Origin of the sequence: Flavobacterium alkalisoli (genome assembly GCF_008000935.1) — a bacterium.
Lineage (GTDB): Bacteria > Bacteroidota > Bacteroidia > Flavobacteriales > Flavobacteriaceae > Flavobacterium > Flavobacterium alkalisoli.
Map to the genome: position 1 here is coordinate 728992 of NZ_CP042831.1, position 22644 is coordinate 751635.

Annotated in this window: 23 protein-coding genes; all 23 read right to left on the reverse strand. The window is 38.3% G+C overall.

Translation table 11 applies throughout. The features are described 5' to 3' along the window. Window positions 1-60 precede the first annotated feature (60 nt). The 23 genes from FUA48_RS03075 to FUA48_RS03185 all read right to left on the reverse strand — a co-directional run bounded on the left by FUA48_RS03075 (window position 61) and on the right by FUA48_RS03185 (window position 22644). Window positions 61-1356, reverse strand: a complete 1296-nt coding sequence (locus tag FUA48_RS03075) for a phenylacetate--CoA ligase family protein (RefSeq protein ID WP_147582060.1) — start codon at window positions 1354-1356, stop codon at window positions 61-63. Beyond that, the gene (locus tag FUA48_RS03080) at window positions 1356-3023 is read right to left on the reverse strand and encodes a C45 family autoproteolytic acyltransferase/hydolase (protein WP_147582062.1); all 1668 of its coding nucleotides are present in this window, start codon (window positions 3021-3023) and stop codon (window positions 1356-1358) included. Before FUA48_RS03080 ends, FUA48_RS03075 begins: the two co-directional genes overlap by 1 nt. Before the next feature lie 3 nt (window positions 3024-3026). Then, window positions 3027-4550 carry a phytoene desaturase family protein gene (locus FUA48_RS03085; protein WP_147582064.1) on the reverse strand — a complete coding sequence of 508 codons (1524 nt, stop codon included), beginning with the start codon at window positions 4548-4550 and terminating at the stop codon, window positions 3027-3029. Between the two features lie 4 nt (window positions 4551-4554). Further along, window positions 4555-8220: an MMPL family transporter gene (locus FUA48_RS03090; protein ID WP_147582066.1), complete on the reverse strand. Its 3666-nt coding sequence runs from the start codon at window positions 8218-8220 to the stop codon at window positions 4555-4557. Further along, window positions 8213-9394, reverse strand: a complete 1182-nt coding sequence (locus tag FUA48_RS03095; protein ID WP_147584949.1) for a DUF2062 domain-containing protein — start codon at window positions 9392-9394, stop codon at window positions 8213-8215. Before FUA48_RS03095 ends, FUA48_RS03090 begins: the two co-directional genes overlap by 8 nt. Before the next feature lie 96 nt (window positions 9395-9490). Beyond that, a complete protein-coding gene (locus FUA48_RS03100) occupies window positions 9491-9970 on the reverse strand; it encodes a hypothetical protein (protein ID WP_147582068.1) in 480 nt (159 codons plus the stop codon). A 52-nt stretch (window positions 9971-10022) separates the two neighbouring features. Next, window positions 10023-10394, reverse strand: coding sequence for a 3-hydroxyacyl-ACP dehydratase (locus FUA48_RS03105; protein ID WP_147582070.1), 372 nt, complete (start codon window positions 10392-10394; stop codon window positions 10023-10025). A 5-nt stretch (window positions 10395-10399) separates the two neighbouring features. Beyond that, complete coding sequence (locus tag FUA48_RS03110; RefSeq protein ID WP_147582072.1) at window positions 10400-11017, reverse strand: porin family protein; 618 nt, start codon at window positions 11015-11017, stop codon at window positions 10400-10402. A 24-nt stretch (window positions 11018-11041) separates the two neighbouring features. After that, a complete protein-coding gene (locus FUA48_RS03115; RefSeq protein ID WP_168196933.1) occupies window positions 11042-11689 on the reverse strand; it encodes an outer membrane beta-barrel protein in 648 nt (215 codons plus the stop codon). Window positions 11690-11705: 16 nt separating this feature from the next. Next, entirely contained in the window at window positions 11706-12305 is a 600-nt protein-coding gene (locus FUA48_RS03120; RefSeq protein ID WP_147582076.1) for an outer membrane beta-barrel protein, read from the reverse strand. Window positions 12306-12313: 8 nt separating this feature from the next. Continuing rightward, window positions 12314-12928 (reverse strand): outer membrane beta-barrel protein, encoded by a 615-nt coding sequence (locus FUA48_RS03125; protein WP_129750407.1) that lies wholly within the window; start codon window positions 12926-12928, stop codon window positions 12314-12316. Window positions 12929-12940: 12 nt separating this feature from the next. Beyond that, window positions 12941-13570, reverse strand: a complete 630-nt coding sequence (locus tag FUA48_RS03130; protein ID WP_147582078.1) for a hypothetical protein — start codon at window positions 13568-13570, stop codon at window positions 12941-12943. Then, window positions 13536-14165 (reverse strand): outer membrane lipoprotein carrier protein LolA, encoded by a 630-nt coding sequence (locus FUA48_RS03135; RefSeq protein WP_240732534.1) that lies wholly within the window; start codon window positions 14163-14165, stop codon window positions 13536-13538. The genes FUA48_RS03130 and FUA48_RS03135 overlap by 35 nt, the downstream gene beginning before the upstream one ends. Further along, a complete protein-coding gene (locus tag FUA48_RS03140; protein ID WP_240732536.1) occupies window positions 14155-14898 on the reverse strand; it encodes a polysaccharide deacetylase family protein in 744 nt (247 codons plus the stop codon). The genes FUA48_RS03135 and FUA48_RS03140 overlap by 11 nt, the downstream gene beginning before the upstream one ends. A gap of 26 nt (window positions 14899-14924) precedes the next feature. Then, window positions 14925-15989, reverse strand: a complete 1065-nt coding sequence (locus FUA48_RS03145) for a beta-ketoacyl synthase N-terminal-like domain-containing protein (protein WP_147582081.1) — start codon at window positions 15987-15989, stop codon at window positions 14925-14927. Further along, on the reverse strand, window positions 15989-17185 hold the full coding sequence (locus FUA48_RS03150) for a beta-ketoacyl-[acyl-carrier-protein] synthase family protein (protein WP_147582083.1): 1197 nt from the start codon (window positions 17183-17185) through the stop codon (window positions 15989-15991). The genes FUA48_RS03145 and FUA48_RS03150 overlap by 1 nt, the downstream gene beginning before the upstream one ends. A 2-nt stretch (window positions 17186-17187) precedes the next feature. Then, window positions 17188-17445, reverse strand: a complete 258-nt coding sequence (locus FUA48_RS03155) for a phosphopantetheine-binding protein (protein ID WP_129750412.1) — start codon at window positions 17443-17445, stop codon at window positions 17188-17190. A gap of 2 nt (window positions 17446-17447) precedes the next feature. Further along, complete coding sequence (locus FUA48_RS03160) at window positions 17448-18050, reverse strand: 3-oxoacyl-ACP synthase (RefSeq protein ID WP_147582085.1); 603 nt, start codon at window positions 18048-18050, stop codon at window positions 17448-17450. Continuing rightward, on the reverse strand, window positions 18040-19188 hold the full coding sequence (locus FUA48_RS03165) for a beta-ketoacyl-[acyl-carrier-protein] synthase family protein (RefSeq protein ID WP_147582087.1): 1149 nt from the start codon (window positions 19186-19188) through the stop codon (window positions 18040-18042). The genes FUA48_RS03160 and FUA48_RS03165 overlap by 11 nt, the downstream gene beginning before the upstream one ends. Before the next feature lie 2 nt (window positions 19189-19190). Then, window positions 19191-19637, reverse strand: a complete 447-nt coding sequence (locus tag FUA48_RS03170) for an acyl-CoA thioesterase (RefSeq protein ID WP_147582089.1) — start codon at window positions 19635-19637, stop codon at window positions 19191-19193. Next, on the reverse strand, window positions 19612-20895 hold the full coding sequence (locus FUA48_RS03175) for an ABC transporter permease (protein WP_168196934.1): 1284 nt from the start codon (window positions 20893-20895) through the stop codon (window positions 19612-19614). Before FUA48_RS03175 ends, FUA48_RS03170 begins: the two co-directional genes overlap by 26 nt. Beyond that, a complete protein-coding gene (locus FUA48_RS03180; protein ID WP_147582091.1) occupies window positions 20888-21643 on the reverse strand; it encodes an ABC transporter ATP-binding protein in 756 nt (251 codons plus the stop codon). The genes FUA48_RS03175 and FUA48_RS03180 overlap by 8 nt, the downstream gene beginning before the upstream one ends. 5 nt (window positions 21644-21648) lie before the next feature. Beyond that, on the reverse strand, window positions 21649-22644 hold the full coding sequence (locus FUA48_RS03185) for a BtrH N-terminal domain-containing protein (RefSeq protein WP_147582093.1): 996 nt from the start codon (window positions 22642-22644) through the stop codon (window positions 21649-21651).

Sequence of the window (22644 nt, forward strand, 5' to 3'; positions counted from 1 at the left end):
AGTTAAAAAGCCGTACAAATTGTACGGCTTTTTTATTTTCTTTATTAAAGTAAATCTAACCTAATTAGCTCTCTTGTCTATAAAATTTACAGGCTTTCTGCTCATAGGGTTAAACATAACCTTATTAAGCTCTTCTGCGGTAATAAAAACAATTTTAGGCGTAACCCTTAGCTTAGCCCTGAAATGGTCTTTTATTTGAGTTAACAACTCCTCCGAAGGGCTATCTGCCACTGCCTTAATAACAATTTCATCGGTACCAAGGTCGTTAGTCGAAATTTCTATGATATGATTTTCTATCTGGGTAAACGAGCGCAACAAATCAATCATGGCCGGCGGATATAAAGTTGTGCCCTTATATTTTATCATTTGCTGTTTCCTGCCTATTACCGGGCCTACCCTAAGCGTGTTTCTCCCACACTCACAAGGTTCGTGGTGTAATTGTACAATATCGCCTGTTTTAAAGCGTATAAGCGGCATACCCTCAATACCAAGCGTAGTTACAGTTAACTCCCCACTTCCTCCGTTTGTTACAGGATTATCATTCTCATCCAATACCTCCGGAATAATCAGTTCAGGATGATGGTGCCCTCCGCACGAAAACTCACATTCTGCAAATGCAGTGCTCATTTCGGTAGAAGCATAGGTAGAGAACAATTTGATGTTCCATTTATCGGTAATCTTTCCGGAAAGCGTATTCATGGAAAAATCCTGATTACGCAAAGGTTCCCCTATACATATAGCCCCTTTAATACCACTTGCATTATAATCTATACCGTGTAATTCGGCATATTCTATAAGTTTCAGTAAAAAAGACGGTACGGTTATGAGGTATGTAGGCTTGTATTTTAAGATGGAATCCCATTGTAATTCAGGCACTCCTGCACCAACACGTATAACGCCTGCCTTTATTTTTCTAAGTCCTAAAAAATAGGCAAGTCCCGCCATAAAACGCCTGTCAATGGTCGTCATAAGCTGAACAACATCCCCTTCCTTAATTCCCGAACAGATAAATGATATGGCTTCGTTATAGGCAAGCCTGTCAAGGTCTTTATCGGTAAGTCCGAAAGTTACCGGCTTTCCTGATGTTCCCGAAGTAGTGGTATAGTCGATTATGTGCGATTTTGGTACACATAAAAAATCATCGTTGTATTCCTGCAATTGCTCTTTAGTGGTTAAAGGCAGCTTTTGCAGGTCTTCAAGTGTATTTATAGTTGTAATGTCTATTCCTTCTTTTTCAAAAAGCCTTTTGTAGAAAGGAGAATTATCTGCGGCATAGCGTAGTGCTTCACGCAGCTTCTCTTCCTGATGTGCTTTTATCTCGGCCAACGATGCCTTTTCTATAGAAGGGATATTCATTACTTTAGTTTCCTGTTTAGCTTTTCAACGTATTTTTCAATCTGTATTTTCTCCGGCAGTGTGGTAATTTCCTTTGTAAGTGCCTTTTCAAATTCTGCACGGGCTGCTGCAAGGTAGCCTTTGTTATAATAATACAAACCTACTTTATAATACACTACCCAGTAATCCGGGTTTTCCTGCTGATATGTTCTGATAAAATCCGGAGACAACACTCCGTCTGTTTTTATAGCCTTGTCCATCACCCTGTCATTTACCCTGAACTTTTCGTAGTTTTTATAGGCCGTACTGTTCACAAAATTATCCTTAGGAATCAGTAGTGAATCGATACCCATAGACGTTTGGCGGTCTAAATGTTCCTTACCAAAAATTTCATCAAGGTCGTAGGCAACATAAGCACCCAACTGATACGGTCCGGATGATACCCAGGCCAACCTTTGCTCCGGCTTGAATACTACCGAATGGTGCGCCAGCAATTGATTAATGGCTTTTTCGTTACCGTAACCCAGCATCAGGTCGTTAAGCCCTTCGCGGTTACGCATAATGGCAGCCGCTTTCGCCGGAGTTACTTTATCTGTATCATCCAGCAGCTCTTTTATCCTGTCGTATCGATACTGCGAATGGCTGTTTTTTATCGTGTAATTGTTATTGTCATCATCCATGTAGGTATCACTCTGGAAATGATTAGAACAGATAAGTTCTGATGTGTTTTCAACCTCATATACACCAAACTTTAAAGGTGATACCTCTATAAGTACGGCTTTATGATCCTGTGCACTGCCCACCATAATAGTTTCCGAAACAAAAACCTCCCTGTTCTTTGCTATGGCAATGGCTTCTTCTATGTTTTGTGAATATTGTAATATCTCCCTTGCCAATAAAGATATAGGTGTTTTTGCCATAAAAGGGATATCCGATTTACCTGAATTTATAGTAACGGTAAGCCCTTTTGTATTCATCCCGGACAATACCCCAATCATTCCTCCCCAGGTAACCGACATAAAAGGGTATCCTTTATTAGGTTTTACAAAAGATACTATCTTGTTTTTGGCAAAATCGTCTCCGGCATAAAAATCAAGGTTTCTTGCTATGAGTAAAGACCCGTCTGAAGTTTTATTGTCCCAGGCTGCAAAAGAAGTACAGCCTACCATGGAAAGGTCGTTTAAGGCGTGCCCTATATCGTGTGCCGCATGCAGGTACAGGCTTCTTAGATAAGGAGGAGCAACATAATCGTATTCCTCCGATGCATATCGTGATACTCCATATATCTCTGTTTGGTATTCATTAGAAACGTGAAGGTAAAGCTTGCGGTTATACCATTTTAAAAATTGTCTAAGTATAGACTGCTTAAATTTTGAAGGGACAATCTCTTTGATCCTTCCCATAAACACATCTTCCTGATACAGTATCAAGTCATGAGATAAAGCTCCGCTTATCAGCCCCCTTTGCAGGGCATCACCTTCCACATACATTTCCCAAAGGCCCTGTTCGTTCTTTAAAAGAAAATTATTGCCACAGGTAAATAAGCTGTCGTTATATTTTATAACCTGCGGAACGGTATTATCGTAGATTTCCGTTTCAGGTCTTTGATGAACCGAATTATATGTACCGCAGGAAGTCATTTGCAAAGCTGCAAATGATAACAACAATATATATAAAACGTTCCTCATGTATTATAGATTAAGTTCGTTGTTTATTTTATTAACCAGGTACTCTTTGCCTAATATTTCTGAACAGGTAACTACAGCACCAATAGTAACGCCTAATACCCCGTGCATATTAATACTCTGTCCTGTAAGGTATAAATTCTTAAGTTTTGTTTTGGCAGAGATAAACGTCTTCATAGGATTGTTTGAATCCTTTACATAACCGTACAGGTTACCGTTTTGTCCCCCGATATAGTCACGATAAGAAAGCGGGGTAGAGGTATGCACCGACTTGATACAATCTCTTATTCCAGGGAATTTTTTCTCCACTTCCTTTAAAAACTGTTCTGTTTTTCTTTCCTTAAACTCTTTATAGGCTTCTCCCCTGTCAAACTCTTCAGCAGTCGTATTGTGGGTGTGTTCCCATTGCTTTACCTCATTAAAATCCATAAAGGTTATAAGTGTCATGCTGTCTGCCCACTCACCCTGCTTTCCGGAAACATTCATGGATGCCATATAACCTTCCGGCCAAGACTCCTCTGTACACTCCATTGTTTTCCAAACCCTTTTGCTATCCTTAAAATGATAGTAGTTATGGTTCATGTATTTAAACGTTTCCGGCTTAAATACAATATACAAACTAAATGCCGAACCTACATTTTCAAGGTTTTGAATCCTGCTGTAATACGATTTTCTAAACCTGTCTTCCCCTATCATCTTAAGGGTCGTTTTAAGCTCTATATTAGAGATAAACATATCCCCAAAAACTTCTTCTCCGGTCTTTATCTTAGCGGAAACTAATTCGTCCCCCTCAAACCCGAATCCTACAACTTCTTTGTATTTATAGGTCTCGCCACCATATTTCTTAAGCTGCTTAATAAGCTGCTTGGTAATTTGGCTGCCTCCGTTTATACAGCGCCACGAGCTTTGCATGTATGAGTTTACAGAAAGCGCATGTACATAAAACGGTGACTTATCTTCAATCCCAGCATATAGAAAGTTAGATCCTGCCAATACAGCCCTAAGCTTTTCATTTTGGGTTAGCTCATCAATATATTGTTTTGCGTTTACAGAAAGTATGGCACTATCATAGCCTTCCTGCCTGTTTTGCAGATTGTATAACGGAAAAGAATCGCAGGTATCAACAAGTTTCTCACAGTAAGCCTTAAGGTTTTCCTCTTCATCAGGAAAAAACTTCACCAACTGCTTTACAAAATTATCGTATCCCTGTGCATGCGGATACTCCTGCTCATCATCATCAAAAGATATGATATCATAGGCATCCTCATCCATTTTTTTAAGCTTAAGGTCGTCTATTATACCTATATACTTAAAATAGTTATACAGGTTTTGCCCTTTGTCAAGCCCACCTATATAATGGATACCCGTATCAAAAATAGTTTTATCGCGTACAAATGTTTGCAGATTACCTCCAAACTGGTTGTTCTTTTCAAGCACACAAACACTATAGCCTTCTTTAGCTAAAATAATGGAAGAAACCAAACCTCCCAGTCCGCTGCCTATAATTACAACATCATATTTTTTTTTCACCTGCTTATATCCTTCTTAAAATTATAAAATCTTCTCCCTCTGTCATTGCCTCAAAGTCATTATAGCTTACAGCTGTTTGTACTGCTGTCAAAATTATATATTCTGCTTTTTCAAATAAAATATCGGGAACATTATCTGCATTACCATCAACCAATATAACAGTATAATTTATATTTTTTGCCTCTTCTAACGACTCTAAATATTTAATGCTTCTTGTTTTATTGATATAGTTTGTTTTAGCAACCTCCCTTTTCTCCTCATCAGCTATAAAACTGTATATCTTTCTTTGTGGTTGCTGTAAGGCTAAAAGCACACTGGTTTCACCAAAATCACTGGCTATATGCAGCACGGTACTTTTAGTTCCTATAAAAGGATTGATGTCATGATATATACCCGCTACTTCCGAAAAATGCTGCTTAACAGCTTTTACAATATCAAACTCCTTATAGGCAAAGCTTTGCATCAGCTTATCATTAAAATAATAAGGCACTTCAATTTCTGTTCGCATTTGTGCAAACTGTTCTTTATAGTAGGTACCTATTTTCTTGGTACGCTCTGTATAATTTGATCCAAATGTTGTATCGGCTGCCTTTATCCTTTCAAGAATCTTAAGGGTAATACTACCGTTATTGATAATAAAATCTCCTTTAGGCAATACTTCCGAATTACCGTGTATCAGAATAGGTACTATATCCAGACCAAACTCTTCTGCAAGATAAAATGCCCCTTTATGAAAACGCTGTATGTGGTTATCCCTAGATCGGGTACCTTCAGGAAACACTACCAGTGAATAGCCTTCTTCCACTTTTTTGCGAAGATGCTCCACACCTCCTTCAAGCCCTTGCGAAACAGGATAGAATCCTGCCAGCTTAACACCAATACCAAAAACAGGAGAGTTATATACCCAGTCACTCACCAGATAAATAAGTTTTGGGCTAAGCATTCCTACAGCCAGTATATCAAGGAAAGACGTATGGTTTGCAATAATAACCGCAGGCTTATCAAAAGTCTCGTTATGCGGATTAAGTACGGTTTTCTTTATGAACGGATTTGTATACAGTACCGATTTCATAAACTTAGACATCATATACCTAAATGCCTTCATTTTCCATGCTCTTCTTGCCGGCAGCACATTAACAAAAATAAGGCTGAACAGCGACAGAAGGAAACCTCCCAGTCCGTAATAAATAAATGATGCTACAGAATGCAGGGTCCTTCTTAAACCTAAAGGTGCTTTTCCTTTGTTTACCCTGTGAGTAAAGAAGAACCTGAATATTATAGGGTAAAATATAAATGTAATGATAAGCGCCGCAAAAACCCCGATAAGAGAAACTGACGAAATAGATTTTAAGGCAGGATGTGAAGCAAATATCAATGCACCTATACCCAAAACCGTAGTTAATGCCGCCAACAGGATAGATGCCCTATAGGTTGCCATTTCATTCTTTCCGGTACTGTACTCCTTTTGCAGGGCACTGGTCATGAAAATACTGAAATCCACTCCATGCCCAAAAACAAGCGTACATACTATGGTACTGAATATATTGAACTTAATATCAAACATACCCATTATACCTGCCGTAACAATACCCGTAACAGCTATAGGTATACTGCTTATAAGTACCAGCTCTATCCTCCTGAAGAACATAAACAATATGATCAATATTGCTATAAAGGAATAGTTGATAAGCGAATTAAAATCGTCTTTTAACCCTCCTAAAAAGGTTTCATTCATTTGTTGCCTGTCAATAATTACAACCTTAGGCATTTTAGAAAGTTCTTTTACAACCGCGTCCCTTTGCTCATCTGCCACCTTAACCACATTAAAAAGTGTATAGAACCCGTTCTTTTCGGCTATAAACTCGTTAAGGTATAGTGTCTTTACCTCAAGGTATTCTTGCAGGCTTACAGTTTTGAAATCGCTATTTAATAAGCTGTAAAACTTATCGTAAGCATTGGGTTTAAAACCCAGTTTTGACCCTTCGTCAATTAATCCCGCTTCTACAAACTGCCTGCGTTGCGGTGTCCAGAAAGCATTCCATTTTGCAATCTTTTCTTTTTGCTCCTTTTCCGAAAGCACCACTCCGCCAACCGAACTGTAGCTTAAAAGCTTATTGTTGTTTTTATCGGCTAACAGCCTGTTGTAAAGAACATTGTTGTTTTGCAGCAGTTCTTCGGGAGAATTACCATAAACGGCTACATACAATGATTTTGACGTAAGGTTTGTTGCGCTTTCAAGGTGCTTTTCTGCCTGTTGTATTTCGGCAGGCACATAGTTTAACTGCGATAAATCACCATCATAAGTAACCCTATTAAAGGTAAACAGGCTCGCTATTATAACAACAGCACTTATTGCTATAAGCACCTTATTATTATCGAATGAAAACCCTGCCAGTTTATCCAGCAACGTATTGTGCTCTATATTTTTGCCCTGTTTGGGCTTATACAGATGCGGAATTATAAGTAATGAGAAAAATGAAGTTACCACCACGCTTACCGCTGCAAAAATACCCAGATCCTGTAAAGCCCCTGAGTTTACAAAAAGCAGGCACATAAATGCTACTGCCGTAGTGGTACTGCTCATTATAAGCGGTTTGGTTATATCTTTATACAGTACGTTTATATCACTGTTATGCCTGTGGTGTGTTAATATATGCAGGGCATAATCTATAGTTACCCCAAGCAGGATAGCACCTATACTTAAAGAAATGGCAGAGATTGTTCCCCTAAGGAAATATAGCAGCGCCACTGCAAATACTACCCCGAAAATGGTAGGAACCAAAATAATAAACGGAATAAGGAAACGCCTGTAATATACCATAAGCAAAAGCATAAGCAGCGATATGGCAATAAACGTTGTGGTTCTTATATCACTCTTTATCTGTTTGGCATTAGCCACCGCAATATTGGTAGCGCCAAAATATTCTATTGTTGCAGTTTTCTCAAAATTGGTATTAAGCGATGCTTTAATGGCATCCAGCTTATCTACAAAAGCGGTATTTTTTTCGGTTTCGTTACCCGGTAGTTCAGGGCTTATAAACAGCAATAGTTTTTGACTGTCTTTAGTAATTACATAGCCGTCTACAAGCTGAAATTCGTCATCCAGTCCCAGCTGTTTCAATTTTTCAAGCCCTATAAAGGACATCCCGAAAGGATCCTGAAGTATAAAGTCTTTTGTAACCAGCCCCGATGGTGATATAATAGATCTGTAATTGGCCGAAACGGTAGCTGCTATGCTATCCGCCTTTAGTTTTTGTTCTATTCGTTTATAATCCTTATCATCGAGAAACAGGGGTAAATTAGAGTGTACAAAATCAAACGCTTCCTGTATATTCTCGTCATCCACTTTGCCCTGTACTGCCTTAATATACTTATCACAGCTTTTAAGACTGTCTAAAAACACATTGGCAACCTCTGTAAGCTGCTGTGGGGCAACTCCCTCTTTTGCATTAATAATAACCGTAATCTTATCGGTAAAATTAAGTTGGCTCAGTACTTTTGCAGTCTCGTCGGTACGTTCGCTTTTAGGGATAAGACGGGTAATATCTTCCTCAAACTTAATTTTTGAGGCAAAATATCCAAATACCGCTAAAAATGCCAGGGCTATACCAATAGCCAAAAACTTATTACGGTTTACAAAAAAGTGTATGGTGGTAAAAAACTTATGCATTCTTATGTACTTTATTTCTGCCTATTGACAAAAGGATAAAATAACCCGCCAGGCCAAACAGGCAGGCTGCAATTGCAGCCAATAAAATACTTCCCACAAGATATTGCGTCATGCTGTTTTGAATATTTTCCAGGCTAAAATTGGTATAATCGCTAACCGGACCTCCAAGGGCTAATGCACCCATCTGCAATGATAAATAAATTATTAAAGGTATAAAAGGCGGAATACTGACATTGGAAAATGCAAAAGCTATAAGCTTGTTGAGCCTTAAAACATAAGCCAGAAAAAGTACAAGTACCGTTTGAAAACCCCATAGCGGTGCAATACCTATAAATACTCCCAAAGCTATGGATAATGCTTTTTTAGTATTGCTGTCGTTGCTTTCTAATACATTTTCAAGAAAGAATTTCTTAAGCCCCTTTTTTTTAAAGCTCATGAAAAAATCCCTTGGTTTGATATACAGAAGGCTTATGACAACTAATACCGTGTTGAGTATACTGATTCTGGTAAAGTCTTTAAACGGGCGAAAGTGCGATACCCTTTCGCTCATATCATAAAGCACTTTTACGGGTACATTTTTTACGGGTACACCTTTCCATGAAGTGCGTACTATAATTTCTATTTCAAATTCAAACTTGCTGGTATAGTACTTTGAAGGTATTTTGTGTAAAGGATATAACCTGTAGCCCGATTGGGTATCCTCAAGTTTTTTTCCGGTTTCAAACCAAAACCAGAAATTAGAGAATTTATTACCGAAACTGCTCTTTTTAGGCACTCCTTCCTGAGCCATATTACGGCTACCGATGAGCAATGCCTCTCCGTTCTTTTCAAGCTCCGATAAAAACACAGGTATATCATCGGGAAAATGCTGTCCGTCTGAATCTATGGTGATGGCATAATCATAACCGGCCTGTTTTGCAGCGGCAAAACCAATAGCCAGAGCATTACCCTTACCTTTATTTTTAGGGAGATGAATAGTATTAAGTTCTGAGTATTCTCTTAAAATGGCAACGGTAGAATCTGTAGAACCATCGTTAACAACAATTATGTTGTTTGTATATTGCAGCACACCGTCAATAACCCTTTTTAAGGTCTTACTGTTGTTGTATGTAGGTATAATAACGCAATAATTTACAGCAGCTATTTCGTTATAAGGTTTTGAAAATGTGTGCATTACAAGGTCGCCATTTTTTAATGTGAGCAAAGATACTTTTTTTAACTTTCTCAAACAAAAAAGAAGTTTCCTGTACAGGTACAGAAAACCCTATCATTAAAAAACAGCCTTTTCTTCTTTTGTAAAAAGAGCCGATCTTGCCACAAAACCTTTAGTAAACTCCTTAAGGTCCTGCTTTTGACTATCGTAGTGTTTAATTAAAAACTTTTTATCCTCTTCAATATCCTTATTGTAGCCGGTAATTTTAGGTGCATTTTCCTGTATGCTCATACGAAGAAGCCTTACCTCATAATTATCGGCATCCCTATTTATAACAGACTCAAGAAGTTTAGCGCCTTGCGTAAATAAACTCTTTTTATTCAAAAGCCCCTTTTCATACTTCGCCTTTAAGGTTAGCGAAGCTGCCTTATAACCAACCATGGTATTATCTCCGGCATCACTTACTCCTTCTAAAGATTTATACAGCTCCTCAGCCCCCTGTTCAGAGGTTGCGGCACTAATATAATTTTGCCTTATGGAAGAAAGATCCTGCGTTGCCAGCACAAAAAAAGAAAGAAAAAAAGCCAGTAATTTCATAAATACTATGATTTAGGTTCATCTTAAAATTGGCAAAAACCAGTTTATAATCCTAATTTTTACTGTAAATACAGCTTAATTTTAACGCGGTTGTATCATCAAAATAAGTGGTATTCTTTACTTTAACCGAGGCATCTTCTGCCTCGGTTATTTCAAGTTCAAGTTTTAGCTCAGAATTTACCTCAGGGTTAATAAGTGCCATAAATTTAATGTTTGAGGCACTTTTCATTGTTATAGGCACATTAACTGCCTGTTGGGTAAGTTCCTTGATAATTTGCATCATGCAAACTCCGGGAGTAACCGGATTGCCCGGAAAATGCCCTTTAAAAACATCGTGATCTTTGTTAATAACAATGTGGGCCACATACAGTTGACCCTCCGTTTTTTCAAACGACCTTACCTGGTAAAAATCTTTAAGCAACATATATCTTATTTAAACGTATAAGTAACACCCAGTTGGATAACACTGTTTAACACAAGGTCAAAATTGTCATCCTCATAATAATAATCATCGTGATAAATATCACCAAAAATATCAACAAGTCCAAGCTTGTAACGTGCTTCAAATGTTAATCCTATCGGCAGGGTATACCCAAGCCCTCCGTTAAGCGCAAAATCAAAATCCATCAGGTCATCGCTATAACCCAATTTATCAAAATTATCACTTAACCTAAAGTCTATCGACGGTCCCACTATACCATGAAAACCTTCTACAATTCTAAATTTATTCATCACTGCAAAAGAAAGGTAACTTACGGAAAGATCTTCTTCCGGAAACTGATAACCAGGATATTGGGGATACACGAAGTCATAATTGTTAGCTTTTGCCCCCTGTCTGGTGTAAGTTATCTCAGGCTGTAAGGTGTAAAAACTGGCCAACTTAATGCCTACAAAGCCTCCTACATAAAAATCGGCTTTAGTATCCATATTACTATCCGTAAAAGTAGCAAGATTTAAACCGGCTCTTACGCCTGGTTCTATCTTAACTTGTGCCTGAGCCCCATAACCCAGTAATGCCAAAAATAAAAATGCAATTGTTTTTTTCATGGTGTGGTTGTTTTAAAAAATTAATTATTTCCTTTTTGTATCAAAAGTATAGGTAACGCCTGTTTGGAAAACTCCATTTACTACAGGCCCGTCAAAATAACTGTTATTATAATAATTGTCGTAATAATCAGGATCATCATGTCCAAAAACATCTAGGAATCCAAATTTAAAACGACTTTCAATTGTAAGCCCAATCGGGAAAGTATAACCTATACCTAAGTTAAGTCCTATGTCATAGTTTCTTACCTCTTCCCCAAAATCGGAACCCATATTATCGGAAAGCTTAAAATCCATTGACGGCCCTACTAATGCATGCAGTCCATGGAAAACATAAAACTTATTAATCAGGTTAATATTAAGGTACTGCAAAGAATAATCCTTATCATACTCCCCATACCTGCCAAATCCGGCATCGTACATAAAATTAGCTGTTGCTCCCTGTCTTGAATAATTAATTTCGGGCTGTAGTGCATAAAATTTAGCCAACTTAATTTCGGCAAGTCCTCCTAAATAAACATCGGGCCTAACATCAAAGACATCGGCAGTTAATACACTAAAGTTTACACCTCCCCTAACTCCCGGTTTCACCGTAATTTGTGCATTTGCCTGTAAAACAATGAACGAAAAAAATAAAAAAGCTAATACTCGCTTAGCAAAAAATCTGGTAATCATATATATATTAAAAAAATTATTTCGAAGCTCCTTTAGCCTTAAAGCTATAAGCCAATCCCAACTGGAAAACATTATTGGCATTATTATCTCCTACAGTATTAATTGTGCCGTTATAATCATCGGTTTCCAGCACATCAAACAAACCACGTTTCCATCTGGCCTCAATAGTAAGCCCCATAGGGAGCGTATACCCTATACCCATGGTAACCCCCATATCAAAATCAATATTGGTTGGTACACTACTGTTTAACTCAATATCAAATGTAGGCCCCATGTGCATATTTACATTGTAAAAACTGAAACGATTAATAAATACCATTGAAAGATATTCTATTTCTATATCCTTCTCAAAACTGGTAATTGTACCGTTATCATAATACCTTAAATCGGCAACAGCACCCTGCCTTGAATAATTTATCTCGGGTTGTATGGCATAAAAATCAGTAAGCTGCAAAGCTACAAATCCGCCCACATAAAAATCGGTCCTGTAATCAAAATCCGTATGGGAAAAATTAGAAAAGTTCGCTCCTACCCTAAGTCCGGGCTTAGCACTAATCTGAGCACTTAATACTGATGTGAACAAACACAACAGCATCAATACAAATACTTTTTTCATAAGTGTGCCTAATTACTTGCTCCTTTTACATCAAAAGTATAAGAAATACCTACCTGGAACACAAGGTTTGTATTAGAGTGATCTTCATAATAATAATTTGAACCATCACTATAATAATAGGTGTCGAGTACATCAGCAATACCTTTCTTAACACGTCCCTCTATACTTAGACCAAAGGGAAGTGTATAGCCAATACCCGCAGTAATGCCAAGATCTACATCATTTTGATATCTGTTATCCACATTTGTGCCTATATCAAATGTTGGCCCTACCTGAAAGTTAATAGCATCATTAAACGTAAACTTGTTTATAAGGGTTAATGTTACATACTCCAGTTTTATATCTACATTCTCTGTGTAGCTTTCTCCATAATATGAATCGTAAAAGTACAAATCACCTTTAGCTCCCTGGCGTGAATAACCTATTTCAGGCTGCAGGGTATAAAATCTGGTAAGTTTAAGCGCACCTATAGCACCTACATAAAAATCGGTTTTTGTATCAAGATCTGTATTGGTAAGCCTGGAAAAATTAGCTCCCGCCCTAAATCCTGGCTTAAATGTTACCTGGGCAGATGCCGCAAAAAGGCCCAGCATAAAAAATGCAAATAGTAATTTCTTTTTCATAATTGATTGGTTTTATTGGATAAAGTTTAATTCTATCTTTAATTTAATATTCTTATGGTCTATTACTATATTCCGGGCTAAAATACTACTTTCGGGCACATAGGTTATTTCTATTTTTTCTTTCCCTTTTGTGGCATTAACCAGTTTTACAAGCCTGTTACTTTCGGCATCCAAAAATAGATAATTATATCTTTTCTTATCTTCCGATTTATAAACTTCAAAACCGGAACTCTCATACTTGTTTTTATAAGCATGTTCCTGCTTTAGCAGCAACATAAAATCGCGCTTAAGGGTGTTTACAATAATTTTTTTGTCCATTTCCTCCAGTATATAATTCACCTTAAAACTATTGTCTGAAATCTCAAAATCAAAAAGCTTATTGCCAAACTCAGTAGTAAAAGCGGTACGGTAAATAGAATCGTTAATCTTCTTAGCTATAAAAATACCTCCAAAATCTTTTCCGTATATAGATATATGGGCTTTATAGACATAGTCTGTTGCCTTGTCTGAAAAGTATGAAACCTCATACACCCCTTCTTTTTTAATTTCCTTAAAACCACTTACTGTTTTAACCGCACACGAAGGCAGTAAAACAATGGCCAGAAAACTAATTAGAAAATACTGAATCCGGAATTGACGCATTGGCAACTTTATTTTTAAATACAATTATAGTATAATCTCCCGATGGCTCTATCATTTTAACCTGAGACACCATACTTCCCCTTTTATCAAAATAAAGCTCAACCTGCTTTATGTACTTTTTTAGCGTAGCATCTTTAGGAACAAGCTTGCTGATATTGTATTCTGCTGTTTTAAAGTAACTGATGGCAAACTCATTTTCATCAAACATATTACCGTTTACTGTACCTACAATAAGACCGTTAAGCTTGGCAAACATTTTACTGCTGCTCAAATCCATTTCGCTCTTTTTTCCGGCATCGTTAACAGATACTTTGTTTTTTTTAAACGCTACACTGTAACTGTAAGGCTTGGTATATTGCCATAACAGCATATCCGGAAACTTAAAGTTCATTTTCCCGGAAGTCTCAATATCGTTAGACAGGAAATCCATATGCTTAAACTGAGTAAAATCGGCAGTAAGGGTCTTTGTATTTTTAGACACATTTATAACACCGTTTTTAAAGGCCGTAATCTCGGCAGCAGTCATTTTTTGCTCCTGTGCATTTATTGTAAATACAGTCAGCAAAAAAAACATATAGATAATACTATTCTTCATAAGCAGGAATATTTAGCAATTGGTTTACCGTAACGGCTTCATATTTGTTTTGCTCCAAAAGTACCAATAATTGTTCCAAAACATTTACGGTTTTTTGGGATGTGTCATGCAGCAGTATTATACTCCCCGGTGTAAGCCTTTTTTTAATACGGTTAAGCAGGCGGTTTTCACCCTTAATTACCGTATCAAGAGAGCGTATATTCCAGCCTATTACATAGTGACCGGTTGCTTTTACAGCTTTGGCAATATTAGGATTAGTTACTCCAAACGGTGGCCTGAAAAAAAGAGATTTTTTTCCTGAATATTTTTCAATTAAACCGTTAGTAATCTCAAGTTCTTCCCTAAATTTTTGAGCGGGGAAAAAACCCACTTTTGGCGAATGGCTATACGTATGGTTGCCAACTGTATGGCCATCATCCAATATTGCTTTAAAAATATCAGGGTGTTTTTCTATTTGCGAGCCAATACAAAAAAACGTAGCCTTAGCATTATGCTTTTTTAAAAGATCAAGTACTTTAGTAGTTTCGGGCGTTGGGCCGTCATCAAAAGTAATAGCTATTTTTCTATCCTTTACAGCTGTATTTTTACAATAGGTTTTAATATGGTAACCGGTAAATATAAAGGCAGAACCCACGCCTGTTATTATAACCCAAAGCAAGACCGGTAAGAGAAACATCCACCAGGCTATAGCAACAAAAAAGGACAGGATAATTAACAGTAGTACTACTAACAAAAAAAAAGCAGTATTTACTTTGTGGCTCAGCATTTTGATACTAATGTAAAACTATGGTCTTTACCCTGGTACTGGTTGTACAGCACTATATTTCTATATTCTTTCTTTCCGATGGAATTAATAAGTACTTCTGATGGAACATGCTGTTTTTTTACAACCTGAGAAGCAAGCCATAAACCAAAGGCAGATGCAGTATTATACTCCCCACTTAAATGTTTATAATACAATTGCGGGATATTACTTAATTTATTTTTTGCCAGTTCGTTATAGTAAGCGTCAAACTCCACATCGCCGTTGTAGCCCAGTACAACAGCATCAATATCACTTATATCGAGATTGTTGTGTTTAAGGAAATCTTTCAGTTTTCCTTCCACCTCCTCTTTTTCAAGAATGTTATAGATTGCCACATCCTTTAGTTCGGCATAGGTAGTTTGCTGTTTGTCTCCTGAAAGTACAAAAAACACAGCACCTTCTGAAAACACCGATCCTTTTGAAGTAGAAGTCAGTACATCATAATCAGGCTGCCCTTTGCTTTTTATATTTCCTTTTATCTCCAGAAAATGCATTGTTGCTTCACCTGCCTCTTCGACACCTCCGGTAAGTACTGCATTGGCTTCTCCCTCTTCAATTTGAAGCTGTGCATCAATCAGCGCCGATTCAAACGAAACCGCTCCGTTAACATAGGTAAAATTGTAAGCCTTACATTGCAGGCCAAGGGCAATTTGCCCTCCCACGGTATTATGGGTAGACTGAATAAAGGAAGTTGGCGTAAGGAACTCCTCATTGTTATCCAGTATGGCTTTAAGGAATTTCTCAGAATCCACTACACAGCCCATACCAGTCCCGGTAATAATAGCATCAGGTTGTTCTAAACCGGCTTCTTTTAAAGCCATTGCCGATGCCACTATTCCGTTCTTAACCCCCTTAGCCATTCTTCTTCCGGCAGCAGGGGCAATAAATTCTTTATAATCAGGCTGGCTTATCTCAAGAATATTATTGTCTTTATTAACAATAATCTCATCAAGAAAACCATCTCCAAAAGTCTTTTGTGCAGAAACACAACCAACACCGTTTATATAACACTTTTTCATTAGCTTTTTGAGAACAAAAGGGTTGAACAGTTACCGCCAAACCCAAAAGAGTTTGACAACACATGATTGATTTCTTTTTCCATTAAAACCGTTTGCGGAACAAGATCAAACTCTTCCATTTTGGTTTTATAGTTAAGGTTAGGAAACACCTTATTATGCTGTAATGCCAGCACGCTGAATACTGCCTCAATTGCGGCAGCGGCTGCCAGTGTATGCCCTGTAAAAGGTTTGGTAGAGCTAAAGTGGGGTACATTTGTGCCAAAAGTCCTTATAAGCGCCCTTCCTTCCGAAAGATCGTTATTAGGGGTTGCCGTACCATGTGCATTAATATAATCTATATCCTGTGGTTTAAGTCCCGACACCTTAAATGCCTTTTCCATTGCAAGGTAAGCACCTTCCCCGTTTTCTGAAGAAGCGGTTTGATGGTAAGCATCATTGGCATTGCCATAGCCCGAAAGATAGGCTAGTACTTTTTTGTTTTGCTTTTTCACCACCTCATCCGATTCTAAAACCAGAAAAGCAGCAGCCTCACCCAGGTTAAGTCCCTTCCTGTTATTATCGAAAGGAGTATTATAGGTATCCGATAATATCATAAGTGTCTTAAAACCGTTTATGGTAAATTTTGAAAGTGCATCAGTACCACCTACAATAACCCTGTCCAGCTTTCCGGCCTTAATAAGCCTTGCACCAAGCATAATGGCATTTGCTGCCGAAGAGCATGCCGTGCTTATGGTAGTAACCACACCTTTAAGACCTAGCTGTTGGGCTATTTTATGAGTTGAGTCGCCTGCATCATGAGAATCGATATACTTCCTGCTTTCTTCCTTATCGAAATAATCGTAGAAGAACTTTTCGGTCATATCCATTCCGCCTACACTTGTTGCAGATATAATACCAGTGTTGTACTCGTTAATATCGTTTATACCTGCATTCTGTACCGCCTGTTTTGCTGCCAAAGCACCAAGCATTGCAGTACGTGAGTAGTTATTATCCGCATCCAGGCCCAGTTCCTGCTCCAGCTCAGCATTGGTCTTTTTAATTTCACCAACCTTAATGGCATTTGCATGAATGGTTTGTATGTTTTCTATGGCAGTTATGCCCGGTTTGTTATGTATAAGCGCATTAAAGCTCTCTTCAACAGAAGTTCCTATTGAAGAAATAATACCCATACCCGTTATGGCAACTCTACCACTCATAATTACTTAGTACGGTTTTCTGTAATGTATGCAGCCATAGTCTCAATAGACTGGAATATAGCCCTTCCCTCTTTAGGATCAGAAAGCTTAATACCATAATCCTTATCTAACATCACGATAAGCTCTAATGCATCAATAGAGTCAAGACCTAATCCGTCACCAAAAAGTGCATCATTATCGTTAATATCTGCAGGCTGTATATCCTCAAGATTTAAAATGGTAATAATTTTCTCTTTCAGTTCCTGTTTTAATGCTTCCATGTTTAACTTAAATATAGTGTTTGTATGTTTTGGGGCGTATGCTCAATAGTTCCGTTATCGGAAACCAGATACATAAACGCCTTGTATTCGTCGTTTAAAAATTCAACCCAGCCACATAATACTTTTGCAGCTTTATCGGTATTTAACAAGACTGCTGCATAATTAGCAAAAAATTCCGGATTGAAAGCGTCAAATATAAAGAAACTATTTTCTGTATATAACTTGTGCTTTATACTAATCTCTCCCAGGCATATATTAGGCAGCGTATATACAAATACCGCCGGACTGGGAAAATAATTATCCTTATCGCTGATGGAATCGTTAAACTTCACATCAGTATCAAGGCTGGATGAGGCATTGGCAAACAAGAGTGCCGTATTTTCATTATCGCCATCCTTAAGCAATAATTCTGCTGCAAGAAAAGACAGCTTGCTCAAATTATCCATCTTAAAAAACTTAGGATAATCGGTTTCCAGATGCCTGTATAACTGTTTGGCAAATTCTGCAAAAGCAGCATCAGGGACATTAAAAAAATCCTGCCCGTTTAGCTTTACCGTATTGTTTTCAATACTGCAATAACCCGATATATACTGCTTACCTGCCATTCTTTATTTTTTGAAATACAACAGCCGTATTACAGCCCCCAAATCCGGAAGCCGTTTTAAGGAAATAATCTACCTGTGTATCTTTATTTTCACGTATTACATTTATAGGCTGCGAAACACCCGGTTCATCATACCCTAATGAGGTATAGACCCTGTTATGCTTCATAGTTTCTAATCCCATTACCGTTTCTAAAAGTCCCGATGCACCAAGGGTATGCCCGTAATACCCTTTAAAACTGTTTACAGGAATCTCATTAAGTCCTGTCCTGTTAAAGGCTATTGCTTCCATCTCATCGTTAAAGGAGGTTGCTGTACCGTGTGCCGATATGTACTGTATAGCATCTGCCGATATCTTAGCTTCCTTTAATGCACTCTCTATACTTCTTACCAATCCTTCGCCCGTTCTTGAAGGACCCGATATATGGTTGGCATCGTTTATCGATCCGTCTCCTATAATCTTTGCGTTAGCATTCTTACTGTCCACAGTTACCAATGCAGCAGCAGCAGCTTCGCCAAGAGTAACGCCTTTTCGGTTTGCCGAATAAGGCCTGCAGGGCTCATCGCTCATTGCCTGAAAAGAATTGAAACCGGCAAGAACAAACTTTGAGACCTCATCGCCACTTACTATAAAAGCATGGTCATAAGCCCCTGCCTGAATAATCCTCTTTGCCACAGATATCGCCAGTATACCCGACACACAGGCATTTGACACCACTATAGGCTGGGAAGAAAAACCAAAGAAACCGGCTATGTTTTGTGCCAATCCCTGAAGATATGCTTCTTGAGGAACAGCTTCATTATGTTGTAAAGCAGTTATATTACCCTTTGTGGTAGATAATACAAATGCTGTTTTACCAGTAAGCGCTATTCCTGCTTTTTGCACAACAGGATACAATGCCAGCAGCATCATTTTCTCAAGTCGTGTATAACTGTTTCCGTTGCTTATTGCAGCAAAGGCAGCATTGAGTTTTTCATCATCAATAACTCCGGAATAGAAAGGCGCGTCCATTAATGCCGGATTATCCTGCCTGCTTATACCCGATATGCCTTTTTCAAGGGCATGCACATTACTTTCCACATCAAATCCTAACGGAGTGACGCAGTTAGTATGGCTTATATAAACATTTCTTAAATCCATTATTATATCAGTCCTACTTTACTTCTCCATTCCTCAAAAAAAGGAGGATAGTTAAGCTGCATTATCCCTTCACTATTTAAAAACACCTGTATGGTTTCTCCTGTACAGGCAATGTTATTATCTGCATCAAATATCTTATACCTGAAAATCATTTTGGCAGCAGGAGTATCTACAATAGTAGTCTCTATCCTGAAAACATCGCCATACTTTAATGGCAGCTTGTGCTCACAGCTTGACTTGACAATAGGTGTTGTATAACCGTGGCTATGGATATCCAGATAGCTAACACCATGCTGCCTGCCAAAAGCCTCACGCCCGTCTTCAAAATAAGTTATGTAGTAGCCGTGCCATACAATTCCCAGCGGATCTGTTTCATTAAAACGAACCCTTACTTCCTGAGTAACCGTTAGTGCCTCTGCTTCTTTATACTGCTCTTTTCTTTTCATCATAAAAAATTGATACTGCCGTCATTATCAGGAAAAACAGCAGTAATAGCCCTAAATAGGGCAAAATTCCTATTATCGTATATTTTCTTAAAAGCACATCATAAAACGCTTCAAGACCCCAGTTCATAGGAGATATTTTAGCGATATGCTGCATTATTTTCGGCATTGCAAAAACAGGTACCCATACTCCGCCTATAGCTGCAAGTATAACCACAGAAGTAGCTCCAAACGGCGCCGATTGTTCCTGAGTTTTTGCCACAGTACCCAGTAATATCCCAAAGCCTACAGCTGCAAGGCCACTAAATAGTGCAACAACACTCATTAGTGCAAAAGTACCGTCCAACTCTAAAGGTGATAGCCCTATTTTTGGGAATACATACATCCCAACTCCCAACATTAGGTAAAACTGAAGCATGCAGATAATAAGGTAAGTAATAGTTTTACCTCCTATCACGGTTGCATAACTTACAGGGTTTGTTCTTAACCTTACATTGGTTCCCTGGCTTTTTTCCTTAACTATATTTATGGATAATGGCACTACAATAAAAAATATGGCAAACAGCGTCCAGGCAGGTACATTATGCTGTGTAGAGTTTGGCACCATTTCCTTGTTATCAAACATAGGTACGATCTCCTTAAAGCTTATATAGCTCTCCTGATTAAAAGCTGCAACACTTTCTTCACCCAGCTGCTCTGTAAAAGCATTATAGATTGTTTTGGTTTCTATTTGCGAAATCATTTTGTCTATAGTGCTTTTCACTGCTGTTTTAAATGCGGTTTGCGAAGCCGGGTCAAAATACAACCTTACCTCTTTTGGGGCTTCCTTTTTTGCAGAAGGCTCTACGGAAACCGTATCCTCTTCCATGACGCCCTGCATTATACTGGTTACGTTCTCTTCTACTTTTTCCTTAAGCCCTTCACTCAGCTTCTCGGGTATTATGATGGCTAACTGATAGTCGCCGTCAAACACTTTCTCTTTTGCAAATGCCTCATCAATCGCTTTACCATCCTGAGATGTAATAACCTCAAACGAATTGCTTTCTCCAAGATTTTCCTTCACCAGTTCAGACACCTCTCCCTTATCGTTGTCTACAAGTAGTATCGGGATTTTGGTTTCGGTAGCTGTTTTAAACGTACTGTCCTGTATAAGCGTTATGGTAATGATAAGTACCAGCGGCATAACAAAAAGTATAACCAGCCCTCCCGCATCACGCTTAAGCAAAAGCACTTCCTTATATATGGACATCCATAACTTATACATGGTCTCTTAAGGCTTTACCGGTTAATGAAAGGAACACATCTTCAAGAGTGTGTGCGTTATGAGTAAGTTCTATTATTTCCTGCGGAGTACCTTTAATCATTATCTCACCATTATCAATAATGGCAATATGGCTGCACAAATCCTGCGCCTCTGCCAAATGATGTGAGGTATATATAATGGTAGTACCGCTTTGGTTTACCTGTTTTAGATATTCAATAATAACCGCTTTAGAGTGCACATCTACCCCTACGGTAGGCTCATCTAAAAACAGTACTGATGGTTCGTGTAACTGCCCTGCCAAAAGGTTGATCCTTCTTTTCATACCACCTGAAAAAGTGTCGATTTTTTTATCGGCAAACTTTAAAAGGCCCAGGTAATCCAGCGAATCGTTTATCTTTTGTCTTAACACCTTTCCTTTAAGGCCATACATACTGCCAAAGTACATAAGGTTTTCGCGGGCGGTAAGTGTAGGGTATAAAGCATATTCCTGCGGAACCACACCCATAATCTTTTTTATTGCATGCGCATCGTTAGCATAATTGTACCCATTAATGCTAAAATTGCCCGATGTGGGTTTTATAAGTCCGCATAACATAGAAATAAGTGTCGTCTTACCGGCTCCGTTAGGGCCAAGCAAACCGAATATTTCTCCCTTGTTTATTCCCAAAGACAAATTATTAACCGAATAGACATCGGCATTCTTATACTTTTTAGAAAGGGATTGTATTTCTATTATAGGATCTGTCATTACCCTTAAATGCTTTTTCTTAGTTTTTTAAAGAACTCCTCTTCTTTATCGGCAATCGTATTTAACTGGTCTGCCAGTACGTTATATACATCAGGCTGAGAACTGCGCTTTTTATAAACCCTTGCTGCCTCTACGGCAAAGTCGCGCCACATATCGCCTATCTGGGTCATTTCAAAAGAAAGTTCCTTTAGTTTAGGGTTGTCCAAAACCACCGACGCTTCCTGTAAGAATGCCGCATATATAAACCTGAAGCCTCCGCCTCCGGTGCCTATCTCTTCCTGCATGCGCACAATTTGCGCCAGGTAATGATTCGCTTTTTTAACGCCATGCTTTAAAGGCCATTTTTTTATCTGCTTTGCCACAAGCCTTATTCCCCTTACTCCTACAATAGGAACAGGTGCAAGCATATCGCGGCAGGTAGTTTTAATAGCAGTGATTATCGCCTTTTTAAAATCAAGATCTTTTGGTATGTGTATAGGATAATACATTTGCCCTTTTGGTGCAAAAGCACCTTTGGCAAACCTTACCCTGTCAAGATCCTGTGCAGAAAGTGTGGTTACGGTTTCCATAACCGGGTCACTTATCAGGTAATCGTTACCTTCCTTTCCATACACCACAAGGTTGTGGGCATTAAAGTGAAAGCGGTAATCATCAGGAAAATAGGTAAGGTTATATACCCCTACCTGCAATCCCGATGGAATATTGTTTTTAAGGTTGTTGTCTAATGCCGCTACGGCAGATTGAGACCCTGAAAATTTTTGTCTTTTTATTTTTATACCTAACCTTTTGGCAACCTTGCCAAAGATAGCTCCCGGCAATGGCCTGTAGCTAAAAGCGGGTGCATGATTTACTTTAATAAATGGAAGGTATACAAAAAACAGGCCTGAACCGATACCAAATATCATAGGTTCGCTTATGTTAAGCCCATTATGCTTTAATAAGTTTGAGGCAACACCATTCTCGCAATGTGCCGACTGGTAGTGCTTAAAATCAGTCTTCAT